Annotated in this window: 18 protein-coding genes; 2 read left to right on the forward strand and 16 right to left on the reverse strand. The window is 55.7% G+C overall.

Annotated features, from left to right (window positions below; all coding sequences use genetic code 11):
- Complete coding sequence (locus AC5Q5A_RS19310) at nt 1–762, reverse strand: SDR family NAD(P)-dependent oxidoreductase (RefSeq protein WP_493896302.1); 762 nt, start codon at nt 760–762, stop codon at nt 1–3.
- Nucleotides 759–1,553, reverse strand: a complete 795-nt coding sequence (locus AC5Q5A_RS19315; RefSeq protein WP_493896303.1) for a DUF6134 family protein — start codon at nt 1,551–1,553, stop codon at nt 759–761. Before AC5Q5A_RS19315 ends, AC5Q5A_RS19310 begins: the two co-directional genes overlap by 4 nt.
- 149 nt (nt 1,554–1,702) lie before the next feature.
- On the opposite strand from AC5Q5A_RS19315, the gene AC5Q5A_RS19320 reads away from it, so the two are divergent.
- Nucleotides 1,703–2,506, forward strand: a complete 804-nt coding sequence (locus AC5Q5A_RS19320) for an RluA family pseudouridine synthase (RefSeq protein ID WP_493896304.1) — start codon at nt 1,703–1,705, stop codon at nt 2,504–2,506.
- On the opposite strand, the gene AC5Q5A_RS19325 is transcribed toward AC5Q5A_RS19320, so the two are convergent.
- The 10 genes from AC5Q5A_RS19325 to AC5Q5A_RS19370 all read right to left on the reverse strand — a co-directional run bounded on the left by AC5Q5A_RS19325 (nt 2,453) and on the right by AC5Q5A_RS19370 (nt 15,911).
- Complete coding sequence (locus tag AC5Q5A_RS19325; protein WP_493896305.1) at nt 2,453–3,379, reverse strand: AEC family transporter; 927 nt, start codon at nt 3,377–3,379, stop codon at nt 2,453–2,455. The genes AC5Q5A_RS19320 and AC5Q5A_RS19325 overlap by 54 nt on opposite strands.
- Before the next feature lie 57 nt (nt 3,380–3,436).
- A complete protein-coding gene (locus AC5Q5A_RS19330) occupies nt 3,437–3,883 on the reverse strand; it encodes a methylglyoxal synthase (protein WP_064788696.1) in 447 nt (148 codons plus the stop codon).
- Between the two features lie 189 nt (nt 3,884–4,072).
- Nucleotides 4,073–5,479 (reverse strand): dihydrolipoyl dehydrogenase, encoded by a 1,407-nt coding sequence (gene lpdA, locus AC5Q5A_RS19335; RefSeq protein ID WP_064781232.1) that lies wholly within the window; start codon nt 5,477–5,479, stop codon nt 4,073–4,075.
- A gap of 24 nt (nt 5,480–5,503) precedes the next feature.
- Nucleotides 5,504–6,778 carry a 2-oxoglutarate dehydrogenase complex dihydrolipoyllysine-residue succinyltransferase gene (gene odhB / locus AC5Q5A_RS19340; protein WP_063089369.1) on the reverse strand — a complete coding sequence of 425 codons (1,275 nt, stop codon included), beginning with the start codon at nt 6,776–6,778 and terminating at the stop codon, nt 5,504–5,506.
- Between the two features lie 105 nt (nt 6,779–6,883).
- Nucleotides 6,884–9,796 (reverse strand): 2-oxoglutarate dehydrogenase E1 component, encoded by a 2,913-nt coding sequence (locus AC5Q5A_RS19345; RefSeq protein WP_493896306.1) that lies wholly within the window; start codon nt 9,794–9,796, stop codon nt 6,884–6,886.
- Nucleotides 9,797–9,866: 70 nt separating this feature from the next.
- The gene (gene sucD / locus AC5Q5A_RS19350; RefSeq protein ID WP_008889739.1) at nt 9,867–10,742 is read right to left on the reverse strand and encodes a succinate--CoA ligase subunit alpha; all 876 of its coding nucleotides are present in this window, start codon (nt 10,740–10,742) and stop codon (nt 9,867–9,869) included.
- Between the two features lie 2 nt (nt 10,743–10,744).
- Nucleotides 10,745–11,974, reverse strand: coding sequence for an ADP-forming succinate--CoA ligase subunit beta (gene sucC, locus AC5Q5A_RS19355; protein ID WP_255356213.1), 1,230 nt, complete (start codon nt 11,972–11,974; stop codon nt 10,745–10,747).
- 140 nt (nt 11,975–12,114) lie between these two features.
- Nucleotides 12,115–13,065, reverse strand: coding sequence for a malate dehydrogenase (gene mdh / locus AC5Q5A_RS19360; protein ID WP_008889741.1), 951 nt, complete (start codon nt 13,063–13,065; stop codon nt 12,115–12,117).
- Between the two features lie 631 nt (nt 13,066–13,696).
- A complete protein-coding gene (gene zapE / locus AC5Q5A_RS19365; protein ID WP_064781230.1) occupies nt 13,697–14,824 on the reverse strand; it encodes a cell division protein ZapE in 1,128 nt (375 codons plus the stop codon).
- A gap of 97 nt (nt 14,825–14,921) precedes the next feature.
- Nucleotides 14,922–15,911 carry a CorA family divalent cation transporter gene (locus AC5Q5A_RS19370; protein WP_493896307.1) on the reverse strand — a complete coding sequence of 330 codons (990 nt, stop codon included), beginning with the start codon at nt 15,909–15,911 and terminating at the stop codon, nt 14,922–14,924.
- 219 nt (nt 15,912–16,130) lie between these two features.
- Here AC5Q5A_RS19370 and AC5Q5A_RS19375 point away from each other — a divergent pair, with 219 nt between their 5' ends.
- On the forward strand, nt 16,131–18,749 hold the full coding sequence (locus AC5Q5A_RS19375) for a DUF3772 domain-containing protein (RefSeq protein WP_493896308.1): 2,619 nt from the start codon (nt 16,131–16,133) through the stop codon (nt 18,747–18,749).
- Nucleotides 18,750–18,786: 37 nt separating this feature from the next.
- Here AC5Q5A_RS19375 and AC5Q5A_RS19380 read toward each other — a convergent pair whose 3' ends face one another.
- The 4 genes from AC5Q5A_RS19380 to nadA form a co-directional block, all read right to left on the reverse strand.
- Nucleotides 18,787–19,620 carry an isocitrate lyase/PEP mutase family protein gene (locus AC5Q5A_RS19380; protein WP_493896309.1) on the reverse strand — a complete coding sequence of 278 codons (834 nt, stop codon included), beginning with the start codon at nt 19,618–19,620 and terminating at the stop codon, nt 18,787–18,789.
- Between the two features lie 129 nt (nt 19,621–19,749).
- Nucleotides 19,750–20,175: an NUDIX hydrolase gene (locus AC5Q5A_RS19385; protein WP_051007597.1), complete on the reverse strand. Its 426-nt coding sequence runs from the start codon at nt 20,173–20,175 to the stop codon at nt 19,750–19,752.
- Between the two features lie 6 nt (nt 20,176–20,181).
- On the reverse strand, nt 20,182–21,021 hold the full coding sequence (nadC, locus tag AC5Q5A_RS19390; RefSeq protein WP_008889747.1) for a carboxylating nicotinate-nucleotide diphosphorylase: 840 nt from the start codon (nt 21,019–21,021) through the stop codon (nt 20,182–20,184).
- Between the two features lie 78 nt (nt 21,022–21,099).
- The gene (gene nadA, locus AC5Q5A_RS19395) at nt 21,100–22,122 is read right to left on the reverse strand and encodes a quinolinate synthase NadA (RefSeq protein ID WP_008889748.1); all 1,023 of its coding nucleotides are present in this window, start codon (nt 22,120–22,122) and stop codon (nt 21,100–21,102) included.
- Between the last annotated feature and the right edge of the window lie 249 nt (nt 22,123–22,371).

A 22,371-nucleotide genomic window follows, 5' to 3' on the forward strand; every position in this document is an offset into this window, starting at 1 on the left:
TCAGAGCAGCTTACGCATCAGTTTGAAGAAAATCGGATATGGCAGAATTTGGGTCAGCTTCAATTGCCGCACAAATGGGGGCGGGAAGGCAATCTCGAATTTGTCGCTGCCGCAAAGCCCGCGATAGATGTAATCGGCGGCCTGTTCCGGTTCGAGCAGATAGGGCATTTCAAAATCGTTCTTGTCGGTCAGCCGTGTTTTAACAAACCCCGGATTGATCACACGCAGCAAAACGCCACTGCCACTCAGTTCGGTATGCAGGGATTCACACAGATTGATCAGGGCGGCCTTTGTCGGACCATAGGCCGCGGCATTGGGCAGACCGCGGTAACCTGCCACCGATGCCATAACGGCAATCTCGCCAGATTTGCGCGCGCGCATCTTGTTCAAAAGCGGCTCCAGGCAATTGACGATGCCCATGTAATTGGTATCTACGTGGCTGCGGATGGTGGCGGCTGAAAACGCACTTAGCTTCATCGGGGAATAGATACCAGCTGCCAAAACAACCAGGTCAGGCAGGCCAAACTGCTTTTCAACCTTGGCAATCGCACCATTCACCGCATTTGTATCGGTAATATCGACCGGAACCGGGGTTAAATCCGGCATTTCAGCCGCAAGTTCATCGAGTTTGTCGGAATTTCGGGCCGAAATGATGATTTTTTGTGCGGAGGATGTCGGGTTTTCATGGAGTTTGCGTGCCAATGCGGCACCAATCCCTGAAGACGCCCCGATAATCCAGATGGTCTGGAAGTGCTTTTTCATTCCTCATCCTTTTGCGCGGTTTGCGTCGCGCAATTCATGCAACGATATGTGATCTGCGATCCGTCGCGTGCCTCGAAGGCAAGACCGACCCAGCGGCCGTCGGCATCATACCATGCGGTGGTTTCAAGTTCGCCGTCATAGGTGAAACGGGTGGCGCGCAACGTGCCGTTAGTTGTTTGCAGTGTTTCCGTCTCGTTCGCGCTGATATCGACCGCGTTTGATTTACCGGTGATGGTATTAAGGACCGCTTTGCTATCCAACACACCGCAATGCCAGTGATCGGTCGGGAAAATCCCGTTTGGCAATGCCTGATCCCCCTCCGGACCACTGACAACGAGTGTGCCCTGCGCATCAGGTTTGGCGACCACCTCTGTCATGTCACCATCATCATCTACCCGCACCGAAAGGGCCGCCAGGCGGTCACCTTGCCACAAGCTTTCAGATCGATAGTCAAAGCTATAGGCATTAAACCCCAAAAAGCTGATATCGATATTGCTTTGGGCAACGACCTGCAGGCCATCGCGACCCTGATTGAACTGCACGATGTGGCTTCCAACCGGGGAGTCATTACGCCGGATCTGAAAGCGAAGCTCGTTGCCATATCGCTGGATGGCATCAAATTCGCGGCACGTTTCCGGGCCATCGAACGCCTCGGAAAGGCGCGCTTGCTCAATGGGTGTGGTGTTGGGCTGCGTTGATGATTGCGCATCGGCTGCAAAGGCATTGGAAGACAGCGCGATACCGCCCGCAAAGGCGCAGGCAGCAAATAGCGATTTGACCGGATATGCCATGGATGTCTTCATGATTGATACCAAAGCCAGGTTGAAAAACTAATACTCCCTTCTTGTTACGCACTGGCGTGATCTGCGGATCAAACGTCATGATCATTGCCCGCAAAGGTCTGATGGGGTAAGCAGGGGCTCACGGGCCAAGACCCGAAATGAAAGGCCACGCCATGCCCCATCCGATTGCAGACGACCTGATCGCGCATGTTCTGCACCGCGATTCCAACATCATTGTTCTGAACAAGCCGCCCGGGCTGGCCTCGCATGGTGGGCCGAAAACCTATTTTCATGTTGATGCCTATCTGCCGGATCTGAAATTTGGCATTCAGCCCGAACCGACGCTGGCCCATCGGCTCGACCGTGATACCGCCGGCTGTCTGTTGCTGTGTCGTCATCCAAAATCGTCAAAAAAGATCACCCGCCTGTTCACCGAAAAGAAAATCGGCAAGTCCTATTGGGCGGTGGTCCGTGGTGCGATGAAAGATGATCACGGCTTTATCGATGCGCCGATTGGCAAGATCAATGATGAAAGCGGCTGGACCATGCTGGTGCATGAAGATGGTCAGCCGTCAAAAACCGAATATACCGTGCTCGGCCGTGGTAAGGACGCAGATGGCAAGGACATTACCTGGCTGGAACTGATCCCGCATACCGGGCGGACCCATCAGTTGCGTGTGCATCTTGATCATGTCGGGCACCCGGTGATTGGTGACCCGTTTTACGGCCGTGGCGATGAACCGCCGGTCTTTGGTGCGCCGCCGACCCTGATGTTGCTATCGCGCCAGATCATCGTTCCGTTCCATGCCGACCGTGATCCGGTAATTGTTGACGCCCCGCCGCCAGAACTGATGCGCGCAGGGCTCGAAGCGTGCGGTTACGCAGGCGAATACGCCGCGCATGCAAGCTCAATTGATGCTCAATACACCGGCGATGACAGCGACGCTGAAGGCGGAGAGTAACGTCTCCAGCGTGATGATCGATGCCATTGCCTCCGGGTCGCCATTGAGTTGGCGTGCCAGGATATAGGCATTGCCCGCACACGGCATGCTGGCATAAAGAACCCCCATCGCCAGAACCATGCCATCGACACCGGCAAGATACAGGCAGACGCCGGTGATAACCGGCAAAACCGCAAGCTTGATGGTGGTGGCAAGGGCAATCGCGCCCACGGCCTTTTTATCCATGACAAAGCGTAAACCCGCCCCGACCGAAAGCAGGCTAAGCGGCAGGGCAGCTGTCTTGAACAGGGCGGCGGTATTTTCAATTGGCAACGGAACGTGAATATTACTCACATTCAGGATTGCACCAGCCCCGGCGGCAATAATGATCGGGTTTTTCAGAACACCTGCAATGATCCGCTTAAGGTTGCTTTTGCCACTGCTAAAGGCGCTCAGAACCACAACGCCCAGCATGTTGGTGGCAATCACCATCACCGCAACAAAGATGATGGCAAGCGCCAATCCCTCCGCCCCGTAAAGTGCATCGGCAACCGCCAGCAGGACATAACTGTTGTAACGTACCGAGCCCTGAAAGATGGATGTGAAAAGCGGCGTGTCGCGCGTGATCACCGGCCGCAGCAAAAGCAGGGCCGCAGAAAGCCCCAGTGTCGCAGCAAGCGTAACACCGACGGCGGTGCCTGCATGGCCGCTGGAAAAATCGGCGCGATAAATCTCGACGATCAGAAGCGATGGCAGCAACAGATAATAGGTTAGCCGATCAATCCCGGCCCAGATATCGGCGGTTTTAATCAAGAAATGCTTTAAGGCCGCACCAACCAGAATGGCGGCAAAGATCGGAAAGATCGCGGCGATGACATCATAGGCGAGCTGCATGGCGGGTGGGGGCGCTCCGGCGCAGAAAACGTCTTGTTGGGCCGTTTGGAGTGGAGGCTAAACCTTGCGGTTGCTGTAATCGGCAAAGACCTGTTCGGGGGAATGGTTGCGATATTGTTCACAGATTTCCTCGAACTTCGGATTGCTGATCAAAAGATCGGCCGTGCTTTGGTTGCAGGCAATCGGCACTTCATACATGTTGGCCAGCCGGATCAGGGCGCGGACATCGACATCGTGGGGCTGGGGTGTCATCGGGTCAGTGAAAAAGAACATGGCCTGTAATTCGCCGTGCGCAATCATCGAACCCAATTGCTGATCGCCGCCAAACGGGCCGCTTTTAAGCGGATGGACATCCAGCTCAGTAAACCGTTCCTGCAATACGCGCCCGGTGGTGCCGGTGGCAAAGATGCGCATATTGGCGAATACATCCTTGTGTTTTTCCAGCCAGTCAGCCATTTCGCGTTTGCGACGGTCGTGGGCAACAACGCCAACAGACAGCACCATTTTCATTCTCCGGGCCAGTAAACAGGTTTTGTCATACTAATCCCCAAAGCCCCCCAGCGTCACCTGCCAAAAGTCTGACAATTCCACAAACTTCATAAAATGTAGGGACTTAGGCGTTTCTGGTGGCCAAAACAAAACGGCCGCCCCAAGTGAATGGGACGGCCGTTTGCGGATCAGAGAACTGATCAATTACATGTGGATCGCGCGTTTGTCCGCGTCCAGTGCTGCTTCCTTGACGGACTCGCCAAGGGCAGGGTGGGCGTGGCAGGTGCGTGCGATGTCTTCGGCAGAGGCGCCGTATTCCATCGCCAGAACCACTTCGGCAATCAGATCGCCCGCAGCCGGGCCGACAATATGCGCGCCGACTACACGGTGCGTTTTCTTGTCTTCGATGATTTTGACAAAGCCCTCGGTGCTTTCCATTGCCTTGGCGCGACCGTTTGCGGTGAAGGGGAATTTGCCGACTTTGTAGTCTGCGCCTTCTTCCTTCAGCTGCTCTTCGGTTTTGCCAACAGCGGCAACTTCCGGCCAGGTGTAAACAACACCCGGGACCTTGCCGTAATCGACATGGCCTTCTTCGCCAGCCAGCATTTCTGCCAGGGCAACGCCGTCTTCCTCAGCTTTGTGGGCCAGCATCGGACCGACGATGGTATCGCCAATCGCAAAGATGCCGCCAACATTGGTCTGGAAATGCTCGTCGGTTTTGACCCGACCACGATCGTCGAGTTCAACACCTACAGCGTCAAGACCAAGGCCTTTGGTGTACGGACGACGACCAATCGCCACCAGAACCACATCGGCTTTGAGTTCTTCTGCATCGCCGCCCTTGGACGGTTCAACAGTCAGGGTCACGCCAGACTTGGTGGTCTTGGCACCAGTAACCTTGTGACCGAGTTTGAATTCAAGACCCTGCTTGGCAAAGATGCGCTGGGTCTGTTTGACCAGCTCGCCATCCATGCCCGGCAGAATGCGGTCAAGATATTCAACAACGGTAACTTCGGCACCCAGACGACGCCAGACGGAACCCAGTTCCAGACCGATCACGCCGGCACCGATGACAACCATCTTTTTCGGCACTTTCGGAAGAACCAGTGCGCCGGTCGAGGAGACGATTTTTTCTTCGTCAATTTCGACACCCGGCAGCGGGGTGACTTCCGAACCCGTCGCGATGACAATGTTCTTGGCATTCAGGGTTTCTTCGCCGCCATCCAGAAGGGCGACCTTGACCGAGGTCGGCGAAGTGATTTCGCCGGCACCTTTGACATAGGTAACCTTGTTCTTCTTGAACAGGAACTCAATGCCTTTGACATTGCTGTCAACGACCTTGTCCTTGCGGGCCATCATCTTTTCGATGTTGACCTTCGGCTTGGAGACTTCGATGCCGTGGGTATCGAAATGCTCGGTCGCTTCTTCGAACAGGTGCGAGGAATGCAGCAGGGCCTTGGACGGAATGCAGCCTACATTGAGGCAGGTACCGCCAAGTGCGCCGCGTTTTTCAACGCATGCGACTTTAAGGCCAAGCTGTGCGGCGCGGATGGCGCAAACATAACCGCCAGGACCGCCACCGATCACGACAACGTCGTAGTTCTCACTCATGAGTTCTTTGATCCTTTTGTCTGATCAGATATCGAGCAGGATGCGTTCCGGGTTCTCGATGCATTCCTTGACGCGTACCAGGAAGGAAACGGCTTCACGGCCGTCAATGATACGGTGGTCATAGGAAAGGGCGAGATACATCATCGGACGAATTTCGACTTTGCCGTCGATTGCGACCGGACGCATCTGGGTTTTGTGCATGCCAAGAATACCTGACTGCGGCGCGTTCAGGATCGGCGATGAAAGAAGGGAACCGAAGACACCACCGTTGGAGATGGTGAACGATCCGCCGGTCATTTCATCCATGCCCAGTTTGCCGTCACGTGCACGCTTGCCGAAATCGACAATGGTGCTTTCCAGATCCGCAAAGGTTTTTTCCTCTGCCGAACGGATGACCGGAACAACCAGACCCTGCGGGGTACCAACGGCAACGCCGATATCGCAGTAGTTTTTATAGATGAAGCTGTTGCCATCGATCTCGGCATTCACAGCCGGCCATTCTTTGAGCGCCGTGGTGCAGGCCTTGATGAAGAAGGACATGAAGCCAAGCTTGACACCGTGTTTCTTCTCGAAACCGTCTTTGTACTTGTTACGGCAAGCCAGAAGGTTGGTCATGTCCACTTCGTTGTAAGTGGTCAGCATGGCCGCGGTGTTCTGGGCTTCTTTCAGGCGGCGCGCGATGGTCTGGCGCAGCTTGGACATTTTGACACGCTCTTCACCGTCACGCAGTTCACGTTCCGGTTTCGGTGCTGCCGGGGCGCTCGGTGCCGGGGCCGCAGCGCGCGAAGCAGATCCGCCGCCTTCGAGGAAGTTCAGAACGTCGCCCTTGGTCAGGCGGCCGTCTTTGCCCGTTGCCGGGATTTTGGACGGATCAAGGTTCTTGTCTTCGACCAGTTTGCGAACGGCCGGTGCCAGCGGATGATCGCTGTTTGACGCGGTCGTTTCTGCCGGTGCAGCAGCCGGGGCTGCTTTCGGCTCTTCTTTCTTGGCCGGAGCTTCTTCTTTTTTCGCGGCCGGGGCTTCTTCCTTGGCCGGTTCATCAGAAGCAGCGGCGCCTTCGGCACCTTCGTTGATGTGCGCGATCAGAGCGCCAACTTCAACTTCGTCGCCTTCACCAACGACCAGCTCGGCAATTGCGCCAGCAACCGGGGAGTTGACTTCGACGGTGACCTTGTCGGTCTCAAGTTCGACAATCGGTTCATCGGCTGCAACAGCATCACCGACTTTTTTGTACCATTTTGCCACCGTGGCTTCAGATACAGACTCGCCCAGTGCGGGAACTTTAACTTCAGTCGCCATTTTTTCCTCGACCGTTTTTTCAATCAGGCAGTGTGGGTCTGCCAGCATACGAATGAAATCTAAATGAACGTGGCGGACGGGCGATTTCGCGCCCGTCCTGTAAAGTTATTCTACGCTAAGTGCCGCGTCGACCAGCTCAGCCTGCTCGCGCAGGTGGGCTTTCAGAAGGCCCGTTGCCGGCGAAGCAGATGCTGCGCGACCGACATAAACAGGACGACCTGCCTTGTGCTTGATGCTGGCAAGCGTTGCCTCGATCCGGCGGTCAACGAAGAACCAGGAACCCATGTTTTCCGATTCTTCCTGACACCAGACGACATCAGCATTCGGGTATTTGGCCAGTTCCGTTGCCAGTTCTTTTTCCGGCCACGGATAAAGCTGTTCGACACGCACAAGCGCAACATCTTCGATGCCACGGTTTTCGCGTTCGGCAAGCAGATCGTAATAGACCTTGCCCGACGACAGAACGACGCGTTTGACCTTCTTGTCGTCAACCAGCTTAGCGGTTTCGCTGATCACAGGCAGGAATGTCGTGCCCGTCGCAAAGTCGGACAGGTTCGACACGCACTGTTTGTGACGCAGAAGCGATTTCGGCGTCATCAGGATCAGCGGCTTACGGAACGAGCGACGGATCTGACGGCGCAGGATGTGGTAATAGTTTGCCGGCGTCGTGCAGTTCGCCACCTGCATGTTGTTTTCACCACAAAGCTGCAGGTAACGTTCCAGACGTGCGGAACTGTGTTCCGGACCCTGGCCTTCGTAACCGTGCGGCAGCAGCATGACCAGACCCGACATACGCAGCCATTTGGCTTCGCCCGAGCTGATGAACTGGTCAATGATGACCTGTGCACCGTTGGCAAAATCACCGAACTGGGCTTCCCAGAGAACCAGCGAATGCGGTTCTGCAAGGGTGATGCCGTATTCGAAGCCAAGAACACCTGCTTCGGACAGGGGCGAGTTGAGAACTTCAAGCTCGGCCTGACCGGTACGGATGTTGTTGAGCGGGGTGTATTTTGCTTCGGTGGTCTGATCGATCAGCTTGGCATGACGCTGCGAGAACGTACCACGCTGGCAATCCTGACCCGACAGACGAACTGGCGTGCCTTCGCACATCAGGGTCCCGAATGCCAGGGCCTCGGCGGTTGCCCAATCAATTCCTTCGCCGGTTTCAAACATCTTCGCTTTGGCCTTCAACTGACGAAGGATTTTGCGGTTGATGTCAAAGTCACTCGGCGGGGTCGAAAGTGCGCGGCCGACTTCCTGCAGGAGGTCGTTTTCAACGCCGGTTTTACCGATCCAGTCAGCATCGTCACCATGAGAGGATGCAAGACCCGACCATTTGCCTTCAAGCCAGTCAGCCTTGTTCGGACGGTAGTTTTCGGACGCCTTGAACTCTTCATCAAGGTAGTCCTGGAACGACTTGTCCAGTTCCTTGATACGTTCTTCGCTCAGAAGACCTTCCTTGACCAGCTGCTGGGCATAGATGTCCTTGGTGGTCGGGTGTTTGCCGATCACGTCGTACATCTTTGGCTGGGTGAATGCCGGCTCGTCGCTTTCGTTGTGGCCAAAGCGGCGATAGCAGAACATGTCGATAACGACGTCCTGCTTGAACTCCTGACGGAATTCGGTCGCGATGCGGGCCGCATGAACCACAGCTTCGGGATCGTCGCCATTGACGTGCAGGATCGGAGCCTGAACGACCTTGGCAATGTCCGAGCAATATGGCGAAGAACGGGAATCGGTCGGTTTGGTCGTGAAACCGATCTGGTTGTTGACCACAAAGTGGATCGTACCACCGGTACGGTAGCCTTTGAGGTGCGACAGATCGAAGGTTTCCGCCACAAGACCCTGACCGGCAAAGGCCGCATCACCGTGCAGGAGGATACCCATAACCTGCTCGCGATTGGTGTCTTTGCGCTGGGCCTGCTTGGCGCGGACCTTACCAAGAACAACCGTGTTCACCGCTTCAAGGTGCGACGGGTTTGCCGTCAGCGACAGGTGAACAACGTTGCCGTCAAATTCGCGGTCGGCGGAGGTACCAAGGTGATATTTAACGTCACCCGAGCCCATCACATCGTCCGGCTTGGACGGGTTGCCCATGAATTCCGAGAAGATCGCCTGGAACGGCTTGCTCATGACGTTGGCAAGAACGTTAAGACGACCACGGTGCGGCATGCCGAACACAACCTCGCGGATGCCAAGCTGGCTACCACGTTTGAGGATCTGTTCGAGTGCCGGCATCAGGGCTTCGCCACCATCAATACCGAAACGCTTGGTGCCGACATATTTGGTGTGAAGATAGTTTTCGAAACCTTCGGCTTCGATCAGACGCTCAAGGATGGCTTCCTTGCCACGGGTGGTGAACTGCGTCTGGTTGCCGATGCTTTCGATACGCTGCTGAATCCAGGATTTCTGTTCAGGTTCCTGGATATGCATGAATTCGATACCGATCGACCCGCAATAGGTTTTGCGTGCCAGCGAGACGATCTGACGGATGGTCGCGGTTTCAAGGCCAAGAACATTGGCGATGAAGATCGGACGATCCATGTCGGCTTCGGTAAAGCCATAGGTCTTCGGATCAAGTTCCGGATGCGGTTCACGCGGTGCAAGGCCCAGCGGATCCAGGTTCGCTTCAAGATGGCCGCGTACCCGGAAGGAGCGGATCAGCATCAAAGCGCGAATGGAATCATTGGCGGCAGCGCGGATGGCATCAGAATTTACCTGACCTGCCGTGGGTGCTGCATGAGGTGCCGGTGCATAGCCCATCTGGGCCGGGCGTTCGGCATGCCCCTGTGAGACGTCGTATCCCTCCATGCCGCCAACAACCTTGGTTTCCCGTGGCTGCCAGCTCGGCCCGCGCATTTCTGCGAGGATTTCGGAGGCGTCGTCCTGCAACCCGTCAAAAAACTCAGCCCAGCTCTGGTCAACCGCAGACGGGCTTTCCAGATACCGGGCATAAAGTTCAGCGATGTAGGTTGCGTTCGACTCGTTCAGAATCGTGTCGAGATCTTGAGGTTTCATTTGTGGTCTTGGAAGGCATGGTCCCCAAGAAGGACCACGCCCCCCCTTGCCTTTCCTCTGACTACCCAGATTAGCCCTTCAAAGCCTTCAGCATGGTCGAGCCGAGGCTTGCCGGGGAATCGGCAACAAGAACGCCAGCACTGCGCATGGCTTCCATTTTCGCATCGGCCGTACCTTTGCCACCGGAAATGATCGCACCGGCATGGCCCATGCGTTTACCCGGAGGTGCGGTAACACCGGCGATGAAGCCGGCAACCGGTTTCTTGACTTTGGAAGCCTGCAGGAATTCACATGCTTCTTCCTCGGCCGAGCCGCCGATTTCACCGATCATGATGATGCCTTCGGTTTCCGGATCCTTCAGGAACAGGTCGAGGCAGTCGATGAAGTTGGTGCCGTTGACCGGGTCACCACCAATACCGATACAGGTCGACTGACCAAGGCCAGCGGCCGTGGTCTGTGCAACTGCTTCGTAGGTGAGCGTACCGGAACGCGAAACGATACCGATTTTACCGCGGCGGTGAATGTGACCCGGCATGATGCCGATCTTGCATTCGTCCGGGGTAATGATACCCGGGCAGTTCGGGCCGATCAGGCGGGTCGACGAACCGTCGAGCGCGCGCTTGACGCGGACCATGTCAGCAACCGGAATACCTTCGGTGATGCAGACAGCCAGTTCGACTTTGGCATCGATGGCTTCAAGGATTGCGTCTGCTGCGAAGGGCGGCGGAACATAGATAACCGAGGCATTGGCGCCGGTGACATGTACCGCTTCTTCAACAGTGTTGAAAACCGGCAGGTCAAGGTGCTTGGTGCCGCCTTTACCCGGGGTAACACCGCCAACCATTTTGGTGCCGTATGCCAGTGCCTGTTCGCTGTGGAAAGTACCCTGCGAACCAGTGAAACCCTGGCAGATAACTTTGGTGTTTTTATCGACGAGAACAGCCATAGTTACGCGGCCTCCTTCACAGCTTTGACCACCTTCTCGGCGGCATCGGCAAGGTTGTCAGCCGAAACAATCGGCAGACCCGATTCTTCGAGGATCTTCTTGCCAAGTTCGACATTGGTACCTTCAAGGCGAACGACCAGCGGGACGTTCAGGCTGACTTCGCGGGCTGCTGCCACAACGCCGTCTGCGATCACGTCACAACGCATGATGCCACCAAAGATGTTGACCAGGATGCCTTCGACATTCGGATCCGACAGGATCAGCTTGAAGGCGGTGGTCACGCGTTCTTTGGTTGCGCCGCCACCAACGTCAAGGAAGTTAGCCGGTGCGCCGCCATACAGCTTGATGATGTCCATGGTTGCCATGGCGAGGCCTGCGCCGTTGACCATGCAGCCGATGGTGCCATCGAGCTTGATGTAGTTGAGGCTGTGTTTTGCAGCTTCGAGTTCGGCCGGGTTTTCTTCGTCTTCGTCACGCAGCTCTTCGATGTCCGGATGACGGAACAGCGCGTTGTCGTCGAAGTTCATTTTGCAATCAAGCGCAATGATGTCCCCGTCACCGGTAACAACCAGCGGGTTGATTTCAACCATGGCAGCATCGGTGTCGAGGAAGCACTGGTACATCGCGGTCATGAATTTGACAGCTTTGGAAACCTGCTTGCCTTCGAGGCCGAGTGCAAACGCCAGTTTGCGACCGTGGAAGCCAGAGAAACCAGCCGCCGGATCGATCTCGACAGTGACGATCTTTTCCGGGGTTGCTTCTGCAACTTCTTCAATGTCCATGCCGCCTTCGGTCGACGCCATGAAGATCACGCGCGAGCAAGCGCGGTCGACGAGAACCGAAAGATACAGTTCGCGTGCGATATCGCAGCCTTCTTCGATGTAAACGCGTTTGACTTCTTTGCCATCCGGGCCGGTCTGGTGGGTAACCAGCGTGGAGCCGAGCATCTGTTCGGCATTGGTGCCGACTTCTTCCGGGCTCTTGACGACGCGAACGCCGCCTTTGTCACCTGCCTTGGCTTCCTTGAAGGTGCCTTTACCGCGGCCACCTGCATGGATCTGGGATTTTACCACGTAAACCGGGCCAGCCTGGGACTGGGCAGCTTCGATGGCTTCCTGAGCGGTATATGCAACCTTGCCGTTCGGCACGGTCACACCGTATTTGCGAAGAATTTCTTTCGCCTGGTACTCATGAATATTCATGTTCGGTCGCTTTCTTGCCTTCCGTACGATTTCCGGTGGGTCAGAAATCTGGATTTCAATGTCCCTGTAACGAGCGGGAGGGACTTTGTTAAGAGGCCGCGATCATTGAAGTTTGAATAACAACAATGATTGAAAAACGGGCCGGTCACTGACCAGCCCGTTTCGCGTTCTTAGAGCATGCCCTTTGCAGCTTCGACGAGGCCGCGAACAGCGTTCACGGAATTGTCGAAGTTTGCTTTTTCGGACTCATCAAGATTGATCTCGACGATGCGTTCTACACCGTTGGCACCCAGAACAACCGGGACACCAACATAAAGACCGTCAACACCGTATTCGCCGCTCAGGTAAGCAGCAACCGGCATGACGCGCTTCTGGTCTTTGAGGTAGCTTTCCGCCATCGCGATTGCCGAAGCAGCCGGGGCGTAGAAAGCAGAACCGGTTTTCAGCAGGGCAACGATTTCGGCGCCACCGTCACGGGTGCGCTGCACGATCTCGTCGATCTTTTCCTGCGTGGTCCAGCCCATTTTGATCAGATCCGGAACCGGGATACCGGCAACGGTCGAATAACGGATCGACGGGACCATGGTATCGCCGTGGCCGCCAAGGACAAAGGCGGTAACGTCTTTGACCGAGACGTTGAATTCTTCTGCGAGGAAGTAACGGAAGCGGGCCGAGTCCAGAACGCCAGCCATGCCGACAACTTTCTTCGGATCGAAGCCGGTTGCCTGCTGCATTACCCAAACCATCGCATCAAGCGGGTTGGTAATGACGATGACGAACGCGTTCGGAGCGTGTTCCTTGATGCCCTGACCAACCTGGGTCATGACTTTGGTGTTGATACCAATCAGGTCATCGCGGCTCATGCCCGGCTTGCGAGCAACACCGGCGGTGACGATGACGACATCAGCGCCTGCGATGTCTTTGTAGTCACTGGTACCCTTGAGGTCGGCATCAAACATGTCGACGGGGGAGGATTCAGCAATGTCGAGCGACTTGCCCTGTGGCATGCCATCAACGATGTCGAAAAGGACGACGTCGCCAAGCTCTTTGAGACCGACGAGGTGAGCAAGCGTGCCACCAATATTGCCGGCACCGACGAGCGCGATCTTGTTGCGGGCCATTCCGTTACCTTCTTCCCTATTGCGCTTCCTGGGGGTCGAAACTCAACTTGGGAGCGCGATTGAAAATTTAAACCTGCGAACGCGAAATAATCGTTCGTAAACACCGAGTGTCGTAAACTGAATCGCCACGAATGACAAGGGGAAACCCCACTGTTTTTACGAGGAAAACCGCCGCTTCGCGGTTTATTGCAACTATGGTCTAAACGCTTAAAAACCATTCACGTTGCAGATGCGAACATGGGCTAATGCGCAGCAAAACCAAAGCTGGTTTACGATTGCGGCCTGCCTAAATGAAAGGCAGTGCGCCCCTTTGCTGCGAATTCGTGCGTATGAACAGGATTACACTGGCGCAGCATTGCAGGAAACGGCCATCAGCCATGCGGTCGGGACGGGGGCGTCAAATCCAATATATGACGATTTTTGCGTGAAGCATCGTTTCCCCTGCGTCAAACGCAAGAATCGCGCGATGATAAGCGCTCATATGGCGAATAATTGCGACGGTTTTAAAGTGACCCCGATGGAGTCGTTTTCCACAGGCTGCGCTATCGCTGGCAGATCGTCCGAAGAAGGCATGTCACAGCTGTGATCATCGCTGCCGTTTTGATCCGCCATTCTGGCGTTTTGAAAGCCGTCAGGTCAGGTGCGCCATATCGAGATATTCTTGACTGCGCATTTCGGTCATGCGCGACACCGTGCGCTGGAATTCGAATGAGTAATCACCGTCGGTGTAGATCTCGGTCGGGTCACACTCAATCGCACAGATCAGCTTGGTTTTGTGTTCGTACATCGCATCAACAAGGGTACCGAACCGTTTGGCCCAGTCGCGGCGCGAGTCCGGCAGTTTCGGGATGAAGTCGATCACGATGGTGTGGAAATGCGTCGCGAGCGCGATGTAATCCCCGGGTCCCAACGGACGGGTGCACAGTTCTTCAAAGCTGAACTTGGCAACTCCGGCACCGGCAGCACTGATTTCGATCTTGCGTCCCTTGACGGTCAGGCTGTCGGGTGCGACCCGTGCGCCTTCGGTCAGGGTGGCAAACATCTCGTCAATCCGCTTGGATGCCTGTTCGCGGGATATCGGATACAGGAACACCTCGGCGGCCGTCAGATTGCGCATGCGGTAATCGGTCGGGCTCGCCAGTTCCAGCACATCAAGCTTCTGCTTGATCATGTCGATGAAGGGCAGAAAGTTCTGGCGTTGCAGGCCATCCTTATACAGGTCATCCGGCACGCGGTTGGATGTGGTGACAATCACGACCCCATGGTCAAACAACTGTTCAAACAGGCGGCCGAGGATCATGGCATCGGTGATGTCGGTTACCTGCATCTCGTCAAAGCACAGCAACCACGCATCGTTTGCAAGGTCCTTGGCAATCGGCGGGATCGGATCGGCATCGTCCTTTTTCTTGGTCTGGCGATAACGGTGCATGCGTTCATGCACATCTTGCATGAAGTCATGGAAATGAACGCGACGCTTTTTTTCAATGTCGATGGTTTCATAGAACAGATCCATCAACATGGATTTGCCACGACCAACCTCGCCGTAAATGTAAAGTCCTGACGGCGGGGTCGGTTCATCGCGCCGACGGGTCAGGCCAAACCGTTCGCGCCAGCCACCTGTGCCGGTCGACGGCTCATAGTTGATCAGCGCGTTTTTCAGGCTTTGGAGTTTTTCCGCACAGAGTTCCTGCATCGGATCGTGGGACAGCTCACCAGCGGTGATTTTCGCGCGATAACGTGAAAGCGGGCCGTCGGTCATCAACAAATCTCGAATGCAGTGAAAGGAATTAGGACTGTGAGATTGTCATAGCTCCAAGTTGCATCGCATTGCAACAAGACGGTTTGCATTGCTGCCATCAGATCAGGCGCATCTTTTTAAACAGCCAGATTTCAAACGCGGTAATCACTGCCAGAATAATCGACACCCCAAGGAACCCATACGGGCTGTCAGTTGCCGGAACACCGCCGACATTGATCCCCAGAAGGCCGGTGACGAAACTGATCGGCAGGAACAGACCGGCAATCACCGTTAGCCAGTACATCGTGCGGTTCATCTGTTCGCTTTCGAGCGCCATCAGGTTTTCATTCACGATCTGAATGCGTTCGCGCAGGGAATCAAATTCCTCGACCAGACGGACGGTTTTATCGGTCAATGCACGGGCGCGCCGTTTGAACCGCTTGTCAGACCAGACCGGTTTCTGTTCGACATAATGCGCCAGCGCATCGCGTTGCGGTCCCAGATGCCGGCGCAGACGCGACAGCCGATGACGAATGTCCGATCCGCGTTTGCGCAGCGCAAGGGTTTTGCCCTCGGCCACGGTTTCCTGATCGTCCTCGATCGCCTCGACATCTTCTTCCATGCCGCGCACGACATTTTCGACCCGAAAGGCAAGCCGTTCGGCCACGGTCAGGACGAAATCATCAACGCTGTTGGGGGCCTTCTGGTCGGCAATGGCGGCCCGCATGTCATCAAACGCCTTGAGCGGCTGGTTGCGCAGCGTGATCACCATATTGTTTGTGACCCAGAAACGCACCGAAATCATATCGGCTGGATCATTTTCCGCGTTCAGGTTCACCCCGCGCAGATTAAGCGAATAGCCCGGATCATAGAAAAACACCGCCGGACGCGTGCCACGGGTCGACAGCGTATCGGTTATGGTTGCATCAATCCCGGCAACCGTGATCAGCCAGTCGCGCACCCCGTCGCCCATCCAGTCCAGATGTACCCAAAGATAATTTCCCTCTGCAATCGGCGGCAGGCCCGATTGCAGGGCGTCCCATCCAACCGGTTGTGCGGTGCCATCCGGGGCAATTTCAAAGGCATTGATCAGCGCGGTTTTGCTCATCGCAGGGCTCCTTGGCTGACTGCGGTCATGCAGGTCAGGGACGGGGTCATCATCACGTCACAATGACAACGGAACGAAACGTTAGATGATTCGTTACTGTTCTCAGTGTAGGGTTCGGTTCTGTGACCAAGTATCAGGCCAACCTGTTTACAAAACGCGAAAAACACTCAAGAAACGGAAGCCGGGCAGCGCTTCGGGCATCAATATGGATCATCAGGCATGACATCAGTTCGTCAGGTAATCGCAAGTCTTGCAATCTGTCTGTTTGCAATAACGGTTTCTTTTGATTTGGCAGCACAGCCCAACGAACCGCGCCCTGACTCTGTGCAGAAGATCGAACTGGAAAATGCCCAGAACCGCATCGCGGACTGGGAAGCGACGCTTGATGCGATTGAAGAATCTATTTCCGGCGAAGAAATTTCCGGGCGCGTGATCTCCGATGGCCGCGACCGGATCGAAACCATCCAGCTTGCGATTAACGAGCTGCGCGGTCGGGCCGATGAACGTCTGCAGCGGTTTGAAGCCGCCCTTGGCAAACTTGGCGAGCCCCCGGCAGAGGGCGAGGAAGAAGTCCCCGAGGTCGCCCGTGAACGTGATCGTATCGGACAGGACATCGCGCGCGTTGGCGGTGTGCTCAAACAGCTTGAACTGGTCAATTTCCGCGCGAGCGAGCTGTCTGACCAGTTGTCCGGTCTGGCGCGTGAACGCTTTACCCGGCGCGTTCTGGGCCGGGTGGATGTTCCGTTTGATCCGGTTGTCTGGTTTGAAGCCTGGCGCGAAATCGTCAAGCTGCCCAGCATGGTGCAGGCGCGCTATTCCAACCTTGAACTCGAAGGGGACGTCGCCGATCAGCTGTCCGAGGTGGCCCCGGGTCTGGTTTTCCTGACCTTCATCGTGATCGCAGCCCTGATTGGTGGCGAGGTGGTCGTGCTGCGCTATATGCCTGCGCGTTGGAACACTGTGCCGGATGAAGATCGCGTGTCACTGATATCGGGAACGCGATTCCTGTTTACCGCCTTGGTGCCGGGCATCGCCCTTTTGATCGCCTATGGAATACTTGAATCGCGTGATGCGCTTCTGAGCGGTGCGATGGGTGATTTTGTTCTGCAATGCTTTGCGGCTGCCTTGTTCCTGTTGTTTGTCGGGGCTGCGGTGCGCAGTGTGCATTCACCGTTTGCGCCGTCCTTGCGGCGTTCCGGCACAACGCCAAGGGGGGCGCGGGTTGTTGGGTTCTGTTCGCTGGCTGTGGCAGTGATTTTTGCCTTTGACATGGTGCTTTTGCAGGGGGCGACGACGCTTGGGACGTCGCTTGATATCGCGCTTGTGCAAAGCATCTCGAACGTGCTGGTGATTTCGGTTTTGCTGTTTGTCTGTTCACTGGGTGTGTTCTGGCAACATGACGAACGCGACCGTCACGAAATCTGGTCAAAGATCGAACGCCGGTCGCGGCGTGGCCTGAAGGTCATTGCGATCATGATGCCGGTGCTGATGTTGCTGGGTTATGTCGCCCTGGCACGCTTCATCCTTGAAAACCTGATGATGGCGCTGGCGTTTTTGACCTGTTACTGGCTGCTGCGCGGTTATTGCCGGGCTTTGATGCATACCTATCTGGTGCGCCCGGAAAGCAGCGAAGACAGCAATGTCAGCGATGCGGTGCATGGCACGCTTTATTTCTGGCTGCGGGTTTTGATCGATGTGGTGATGTTTTCCATCGCCGTGCCGGTCGCGGTGATGATCTTTACCGACATTGCCTGGGCTGATCTTATTTTGGCGGTTCAGCAGGCCTTCATCGGCATTCAGGTGGGCGGCATTCATTTCTCGCTGCGCTCCATCATGCTGGCGGCCTTGATGTTTGTCATCGTGCTGGCAGTGATGCGCTTCTTCCAGCGCATGCTGAGCACGCGGGTGCTGCCCAACACCAAGCTTGATCAAGGGCTGCAACATTCGGTTTCGGCAATCTTTGGCTATGCCGGGATCTGTCTTGCCATCTTGCTTGCGGTTTCGGCCGCCGGGCTTGATTTGTCCAACCTTGCCATCATCGCCGGTGCCATTTCGGTCGGTATCGGTTTTGGCATGCAAAGCATCGTGAACAACTTTGTCTCCGGCCTGATCCTTTTGGTCGAACGCCCGATCAAGGTCGGTGACTGGATCGTCGTCGGCGCCGATCAGGGCTTTGTAAAGGACATCCGGGTCCGCGCGACCGAGATCGAGACGTTTGACCGGTCTTCGGTCGTCATCCCGAACTCCGAACTGATTTCCAACCGGGTTCTGAACTGGACGCTTAAGGAACGCTCAGGCCGCGGCATCATCAAGATTGGTGTGTCTTACGGATCGGATGTCGACAAGGTTCGCGAGATCCTGTTTGAAATGGCCGACAAGCGCCGCGAGATTTTGACCTATCCGGCACCGCAGGTGGTGTTCATGGATTTCGGGGCCAGTTCGCTTGATTTCGAACTGCGCTATTTCCTGCGCGATATTGGCGATGTGATTGCGGTGGCAAGCTCGATCCGCTTTGAACTTGTGCAGCGCTTCCGGGATGAAGGTATCGAAATTCCGTTCCCGCAGCGTGACCTGAACCTGCGCGATATCGATAAGCTGACCGATGCCATCCGCGACGCTGGCAAGGGTGCTCCGAAAAAGATCGAGAAGGCCGAGCCTGAGGAACCCAAAACGCCAGAAGACAAAGCAGAAGATACATCCTCAGGCACCGACGATGGCGGGGCGGATCAAAAGGCCGCACCACCGTCTGCCGCCAAGGATGTTTCGCGCGATCGCGATGCGCCTGGCCGTGAAATTCCCGATGCGGGCGGCAGTCCCGACGGCGATGCACCGCGCTAGGGCATGTGTTCCATCTGCTGTTTCAAGCTGCCTGTTGCTATTGAGCCTTTTGGGGTTGTGCGGTGAAAAATTCTTCAAGCTCTGCAAAGCCCATGGCCTGGTCGGAAAATCCGAATGTGCCCGTGTCGATCATTTCACGCGATGCTTTGACAAAGGCGCCATAGGCAAGGCGGGCAAGTGCTGATCCGACGCTGATCCTTTTTGCGCCGGCGTCCGCCAGTTCAGTCAGACTGAACGTGTTTCCGGGCATGCCCATAACGACATTCACCGGTTTGCTCAGCGATGCGCAAACCGTGCGGATCGTTTCAAGATCATACAAGCCCGGCGCATAAAGAACATCCGCCCCTGCCTTTTCAAAGGCCTGAAGGCGCTTGATCGTGTCGTCAAGGTCAGGGCGTCCCCACAGGAAGTTCTCGCACCGCGCAGTCAGGACAAAATCATGGGGCAAGGCTGATCGAGCTTCGACAGCAGCCTGAATGCGTTCAACAGCAAGCGAAAAATCATAGATCGGGTTTTCCCGGTCTCCTGTGTGATCTTCAAGCGAACAGCCCGCCAGGCCGATTGACGCTGCGACCGAAATCGTTTCTGCCGCGCTTTCCGGACTGTCGCCCATCCCTTTTTCAAGATCAGCCGTGACGGGAAGTGGCGTGGCCGAAACCAGTGCCTGACAATGCTTGAACGTATTTTCGGGTGATGTCTTGCCTTCTGCAACGCCCAAGGAAAATGCCATGCCCGCACTTGTCGTTGCCAAGGCACGAAAGCCGAGTGCGGCGAGAATTCTGGCTGTTCCGATATCCCATGGATTGGGAATGATGAATGCACCAGGTTCTTCGTGAAGCGCCCGAAACAATGCCCCTTTGTCCTGCGTCATGTTCTGATCCTTTTGTGCAAAATTGCAAATCATGCTTACCACAAAAGAATAGAACATAACAAGAACATTTGGGGCAGTGGTCACAACCGCAAGGTACTGCCGGTTGGCCGTATAGCGTTGATCGGGGGATCAAATATCGAAAAGGGCCGCAGTGATCTTTTGCCCCATCGGGGCCATCAGGTGGCGTTCACGCGGCGATAGCCATCTGAGTTCGGCGATTTCGCGTTCGGGTGCAAGGGTTCCGCAATAATAGCCGGTAAAGCAGGTCATGCGCACAATCGACCCTTCGGGCAGGTTGTGGCCCTGTCCGGCAAACGTGCCCAACTGGCGGAGCGTGCCGGGGATCAGGTCGACGCCGAGTTCTTCCTTGATTTCGCGTTTGATGGCTTCGCGCGCGGTTTCGCCGGGATCAATCTTGCCACCGGGCAAATAGAACCGGTCGCGGCCGTGGCTGCGGACCGACAAAATGTTTTCGCCGTCGCGCAAGATCCAGTTGGCGGTTTCGATCACCTTGATCAAGGCTGGGTCTGTGGTGCTATGACTGCTTGCGCGCATGTGGCCTCACAGGATTGCGACATCAAGTCCGATATCAACGGCCGGTGCGGATTGGGTAATCCGCCCGACGGAAACATAATCGACCCCGGTTGCGGCAATCGCACCGATGGTCTGAAGGTTTACACCCCCGGATGCCTCAGTCTTGCAGCGACCAGCGACAATGGCAACCGCTTCGCGCAACATATCCGGGCCCATGTTATCCAGCAGGATGATGTCTGCGCCAGCTTCGGTGGCTTCTTTGACCTGATCAAGGGTGTCACATTCAACCTCGATCTTCGGCAGGTTGGCGGCCCGGGCGGCCTCGACACATTTGGTGATCGATCCGACAACGCCGATATGGTTGTCCTTGATCATCACCCCGTCATAAAGACCCATGCGGTGGTTCTGAGCCCCGCCCATACGGGTCGCGTATTTTTCCAGTTTGCGCCAACCCGGCAGTGTCTTGCGGGTATCAAGCAGTTTGGCGTTTGTTTCGCCCATCGCCGCGACATAGCTGCGCGTGGTGGTGGCAATGCCCGACAGATGTTGAAGCGTATTAAGGGCTGTGCGTTCAGCCGTCAGGATGCCGCGCGCATTGCCTTCGACCACGGCCAGAACGTCTTTGGCCGCAATCGCATCACCATCTTCGCAGTGCTTTTCGATCTTCGCATCCGGCACCAGCTTGCGGAAACAATCAAGGGCGATATCAAGCCCGGCAACAACGATATCCTCGCGCGTTTCAAGCGCGACGCGCAGGCGCGCATCGGCGGGGATGACATTGTCCGATGTGATGTCACCGGTGCCGATATCCTCGGCAAAGGAACGATCAATGAATTCCGCGATTTCGGCTTGGGTCAGGACGGTCATGATGGCGGGCTGCTTTGAATTCTGATGGGGGATGGCAAACAGCCCCGCAAATTTTGCGGGGCTGTGAGGTTGGCTGGCTTACGCCGCGTCGTCTTTTTTGACCGGAATGTTCTTTGACATTTCCAGCATGCGTTCAAGCGGCTTGACCGCTGCGACGCGCAGGTCTTCGGGCATGACGATCTGCGGGCCGTTATTGACCAGGCACAGATACAGCTTTTCAAGCGTATTGAGTTCCATGAACGGGCAGTTATTGCACGCACATGACCCGTCCGCACCCGGCACCGGAATGAATTCCTTGTGCGGGGCTGCTTTTTCCATCTGGTGGATGATGTGCGGTTCGGTCGCGATCAGGTATTTCTGATCCGGGCCGTTAATCACATATTCCAGAATGGCCCGGGTCGAGCCGATGTGATCGGCATGTTTCAGAATACCGTCATGGCATTCCGGGTGGGCTGCGATCTTGGCATCCGGGTTCTGGGTTTTCAGGCGGATCAGTTCACGCTCGGAAAACTGTTCATGCACGATGCATGACCCGTTCCAAAGCGTCATGTCGCGACCGGTCTTCTTGGCAAGATAGGAACCAAGATGGCGGTCAGGCGCCCAAAGGATCGGCTTGTCGAGCGGGATCTGATCTATGATCTCGGCCGCATTCGACGAGGTCACAATAATATCAGACGCAGCCTTCACCTCGGCCGAGCAGTTGATATAAGTGATCGACACATGATCAGGGTGCTGTTCGCGGAATTTGCGGAACGGTTCGGGCTGACACGAATCTTCGAGCGAGCAACCCGCCTTTGAATCCGGCAGCAGAACAGTCTTGTTCGGGCTGAGGATTTTGGCAACCTCAGCCATGAAGCGCACGCCACAGAACACGATGACATCGGCATCGGTTTCGGCCGCCTTGCGCGACAGGTCCAGACTATCGCCAACAAAGTCGGCAAGGTCCTGAATTTCCCCATCCTGATAGTAATGGGCCAGAATGATCGCGTTCTTTTCCTTTTTCAGGCGCTGAATCTCAGCTTCCAGATCAAGGGTGGGATCAATCTGCATTTCCGACATTGCGTCAGCAGAAGCCTCGGCAATGGTGATCATTTCATTCATGGCGTCGTCTCATCTCGCCTGTTTGCAAGCCGGAGATAAGTCGCGGGGCCCGGCATTGCAAGTTAATGACAGTTTGAAACCTGAATATCGCCATTGCGACGGGATGGCAAGGAATAGGCGGCATACGTGCGATATTGATTGGGGCTGACGGCTGCCGAGCCAGAAAATGGAACGGAATTATCTGAATTAATAAATAAATCCGGTGTCTTTGATCGCCGAATTAAATTTCACCATTTTGTTTAAACGTAT

Source organism: Thalassospira sp. CA1, assembly GCF_059052855.1.

Bases quoted from the DNA above. Each gene is read 5' to 3' on its own strand.
- AC5Q5A_RS19375 (WP_493896308.1), top strand. From the start codon at position 16,131: ATGACATCAGTTCGTCAGGTAATCGCAAGTCTTGCAATCTGTCTGTTT.
- AC5Q5A_RS19380 (WP_493896309.1), bottom strand. From the start codon at position 19,620: ATGACGCAGGACAAAGGGGCATTGTTTCGGGCGCTTCACGAAGAACCT.
- AC5Q5A_RS19315 (WP_493896303.1), bottom strand. From the start codon at position 1,553: ATGGCATATCCGGTCAAATCGCTATTTGCTGCCTGCGCCTTTGCGGGC.
- AC5Q5A_RS19345 (WP_493896306.1), bottom strand. From the start codon at position 9,796: ATGAAACCTCAAGATCTCGACACGATTCTGAACGAGTCGAACGCAACC.
- nadC (WP_008889747.1), bottom strand. From the start codon at position 21,021: ATGACCGTCCTGACCCAAGCCGAAATCGCGGAATTCATTGATCGTTCC.
- AC5Q5A_RS19330 (WP_064788696.1), bottom strand. From the start codon at position 3,883: ATGGTGCTGTCTGTTGGCGTTGTTGCCCACGACCGTCGCAAACGCGAA.
- AC5Q5A_RS19320 (WP_493896304.1), top strand. From the start codon at position 1,703: ATGAAAGGCCACGCCATGCCCCATCCGATTGCAGACGACCTGATCGCG.
- AC5Q5A_RS19325 (WP_493896305.1), bottom strand. From the start codon at position 3,379: ATGCAGCTCGCCTATGATGTCATCGCCGCGATCTTTCCGATCTTTGCC.
- AC5Q5A_RS19370 (WP_493896307.1), bottom strand. From the start codon at position 15,911: ATGAGCAAAACCGCGCTGATCAATGCCTTTGAAATTGCCCCGGATGGC.
- lpdA (WP_064781232.1), bottom strand. From the start codon at position 5,479: ATGAGTGAGAACTACGACGTTGTCGTGATCGGTGGCGGTCCTGGCGGT.
- AC5Q5A_RS19310 (WP_493896302.1), bottom strand. From the start codon at position 762: ATGAAAAAGCACTTCCAGACCATCTGGATTATCGGGGCGTCTTCAGGG.
- odhB (WP_063089369.1), bottom strand. From the start codon at position 6,778: ATGGCGACTGAAGTTAAAGTTCCCGCACTGGGCGAGTCTGTATCTGAA.
- AC5Q5A_RS19385 (WP_051007597.1), bottom strand. From the start codon at position 20,175: ATGCGCGCAAGCAGTCATAGCACCACAGACCCAGCCTTGATCAAGGTG.
- mdh (WP_008889741.1), bottom strand. From the start codon at position 13,065: ATGGCCCGCAACAAGATCGCGCTCGTCGGTGCCGGCAATATTGGTGGC.
- zapE (WP_064781230.1), bottom strand. From the start codon at position 14,824: ATGACCGACGGCCCGCTTTCACGTTATCGCGCGAAAATCACCGCTGGT.
- nadA (WP_008889748.1), bottom strand. From the start codon at position 22,122: ATGAATGAAATGATCACCATTGCCGAGGCTTCTGCTGACGCAATGTCG.
- sucD (WP_008889739.1), bottom strand. From the start codon at position 10,742: ATGGCTGTTCTCGTCGATAAAAACACCAAAGTTATCTGCCAGGGTTTC.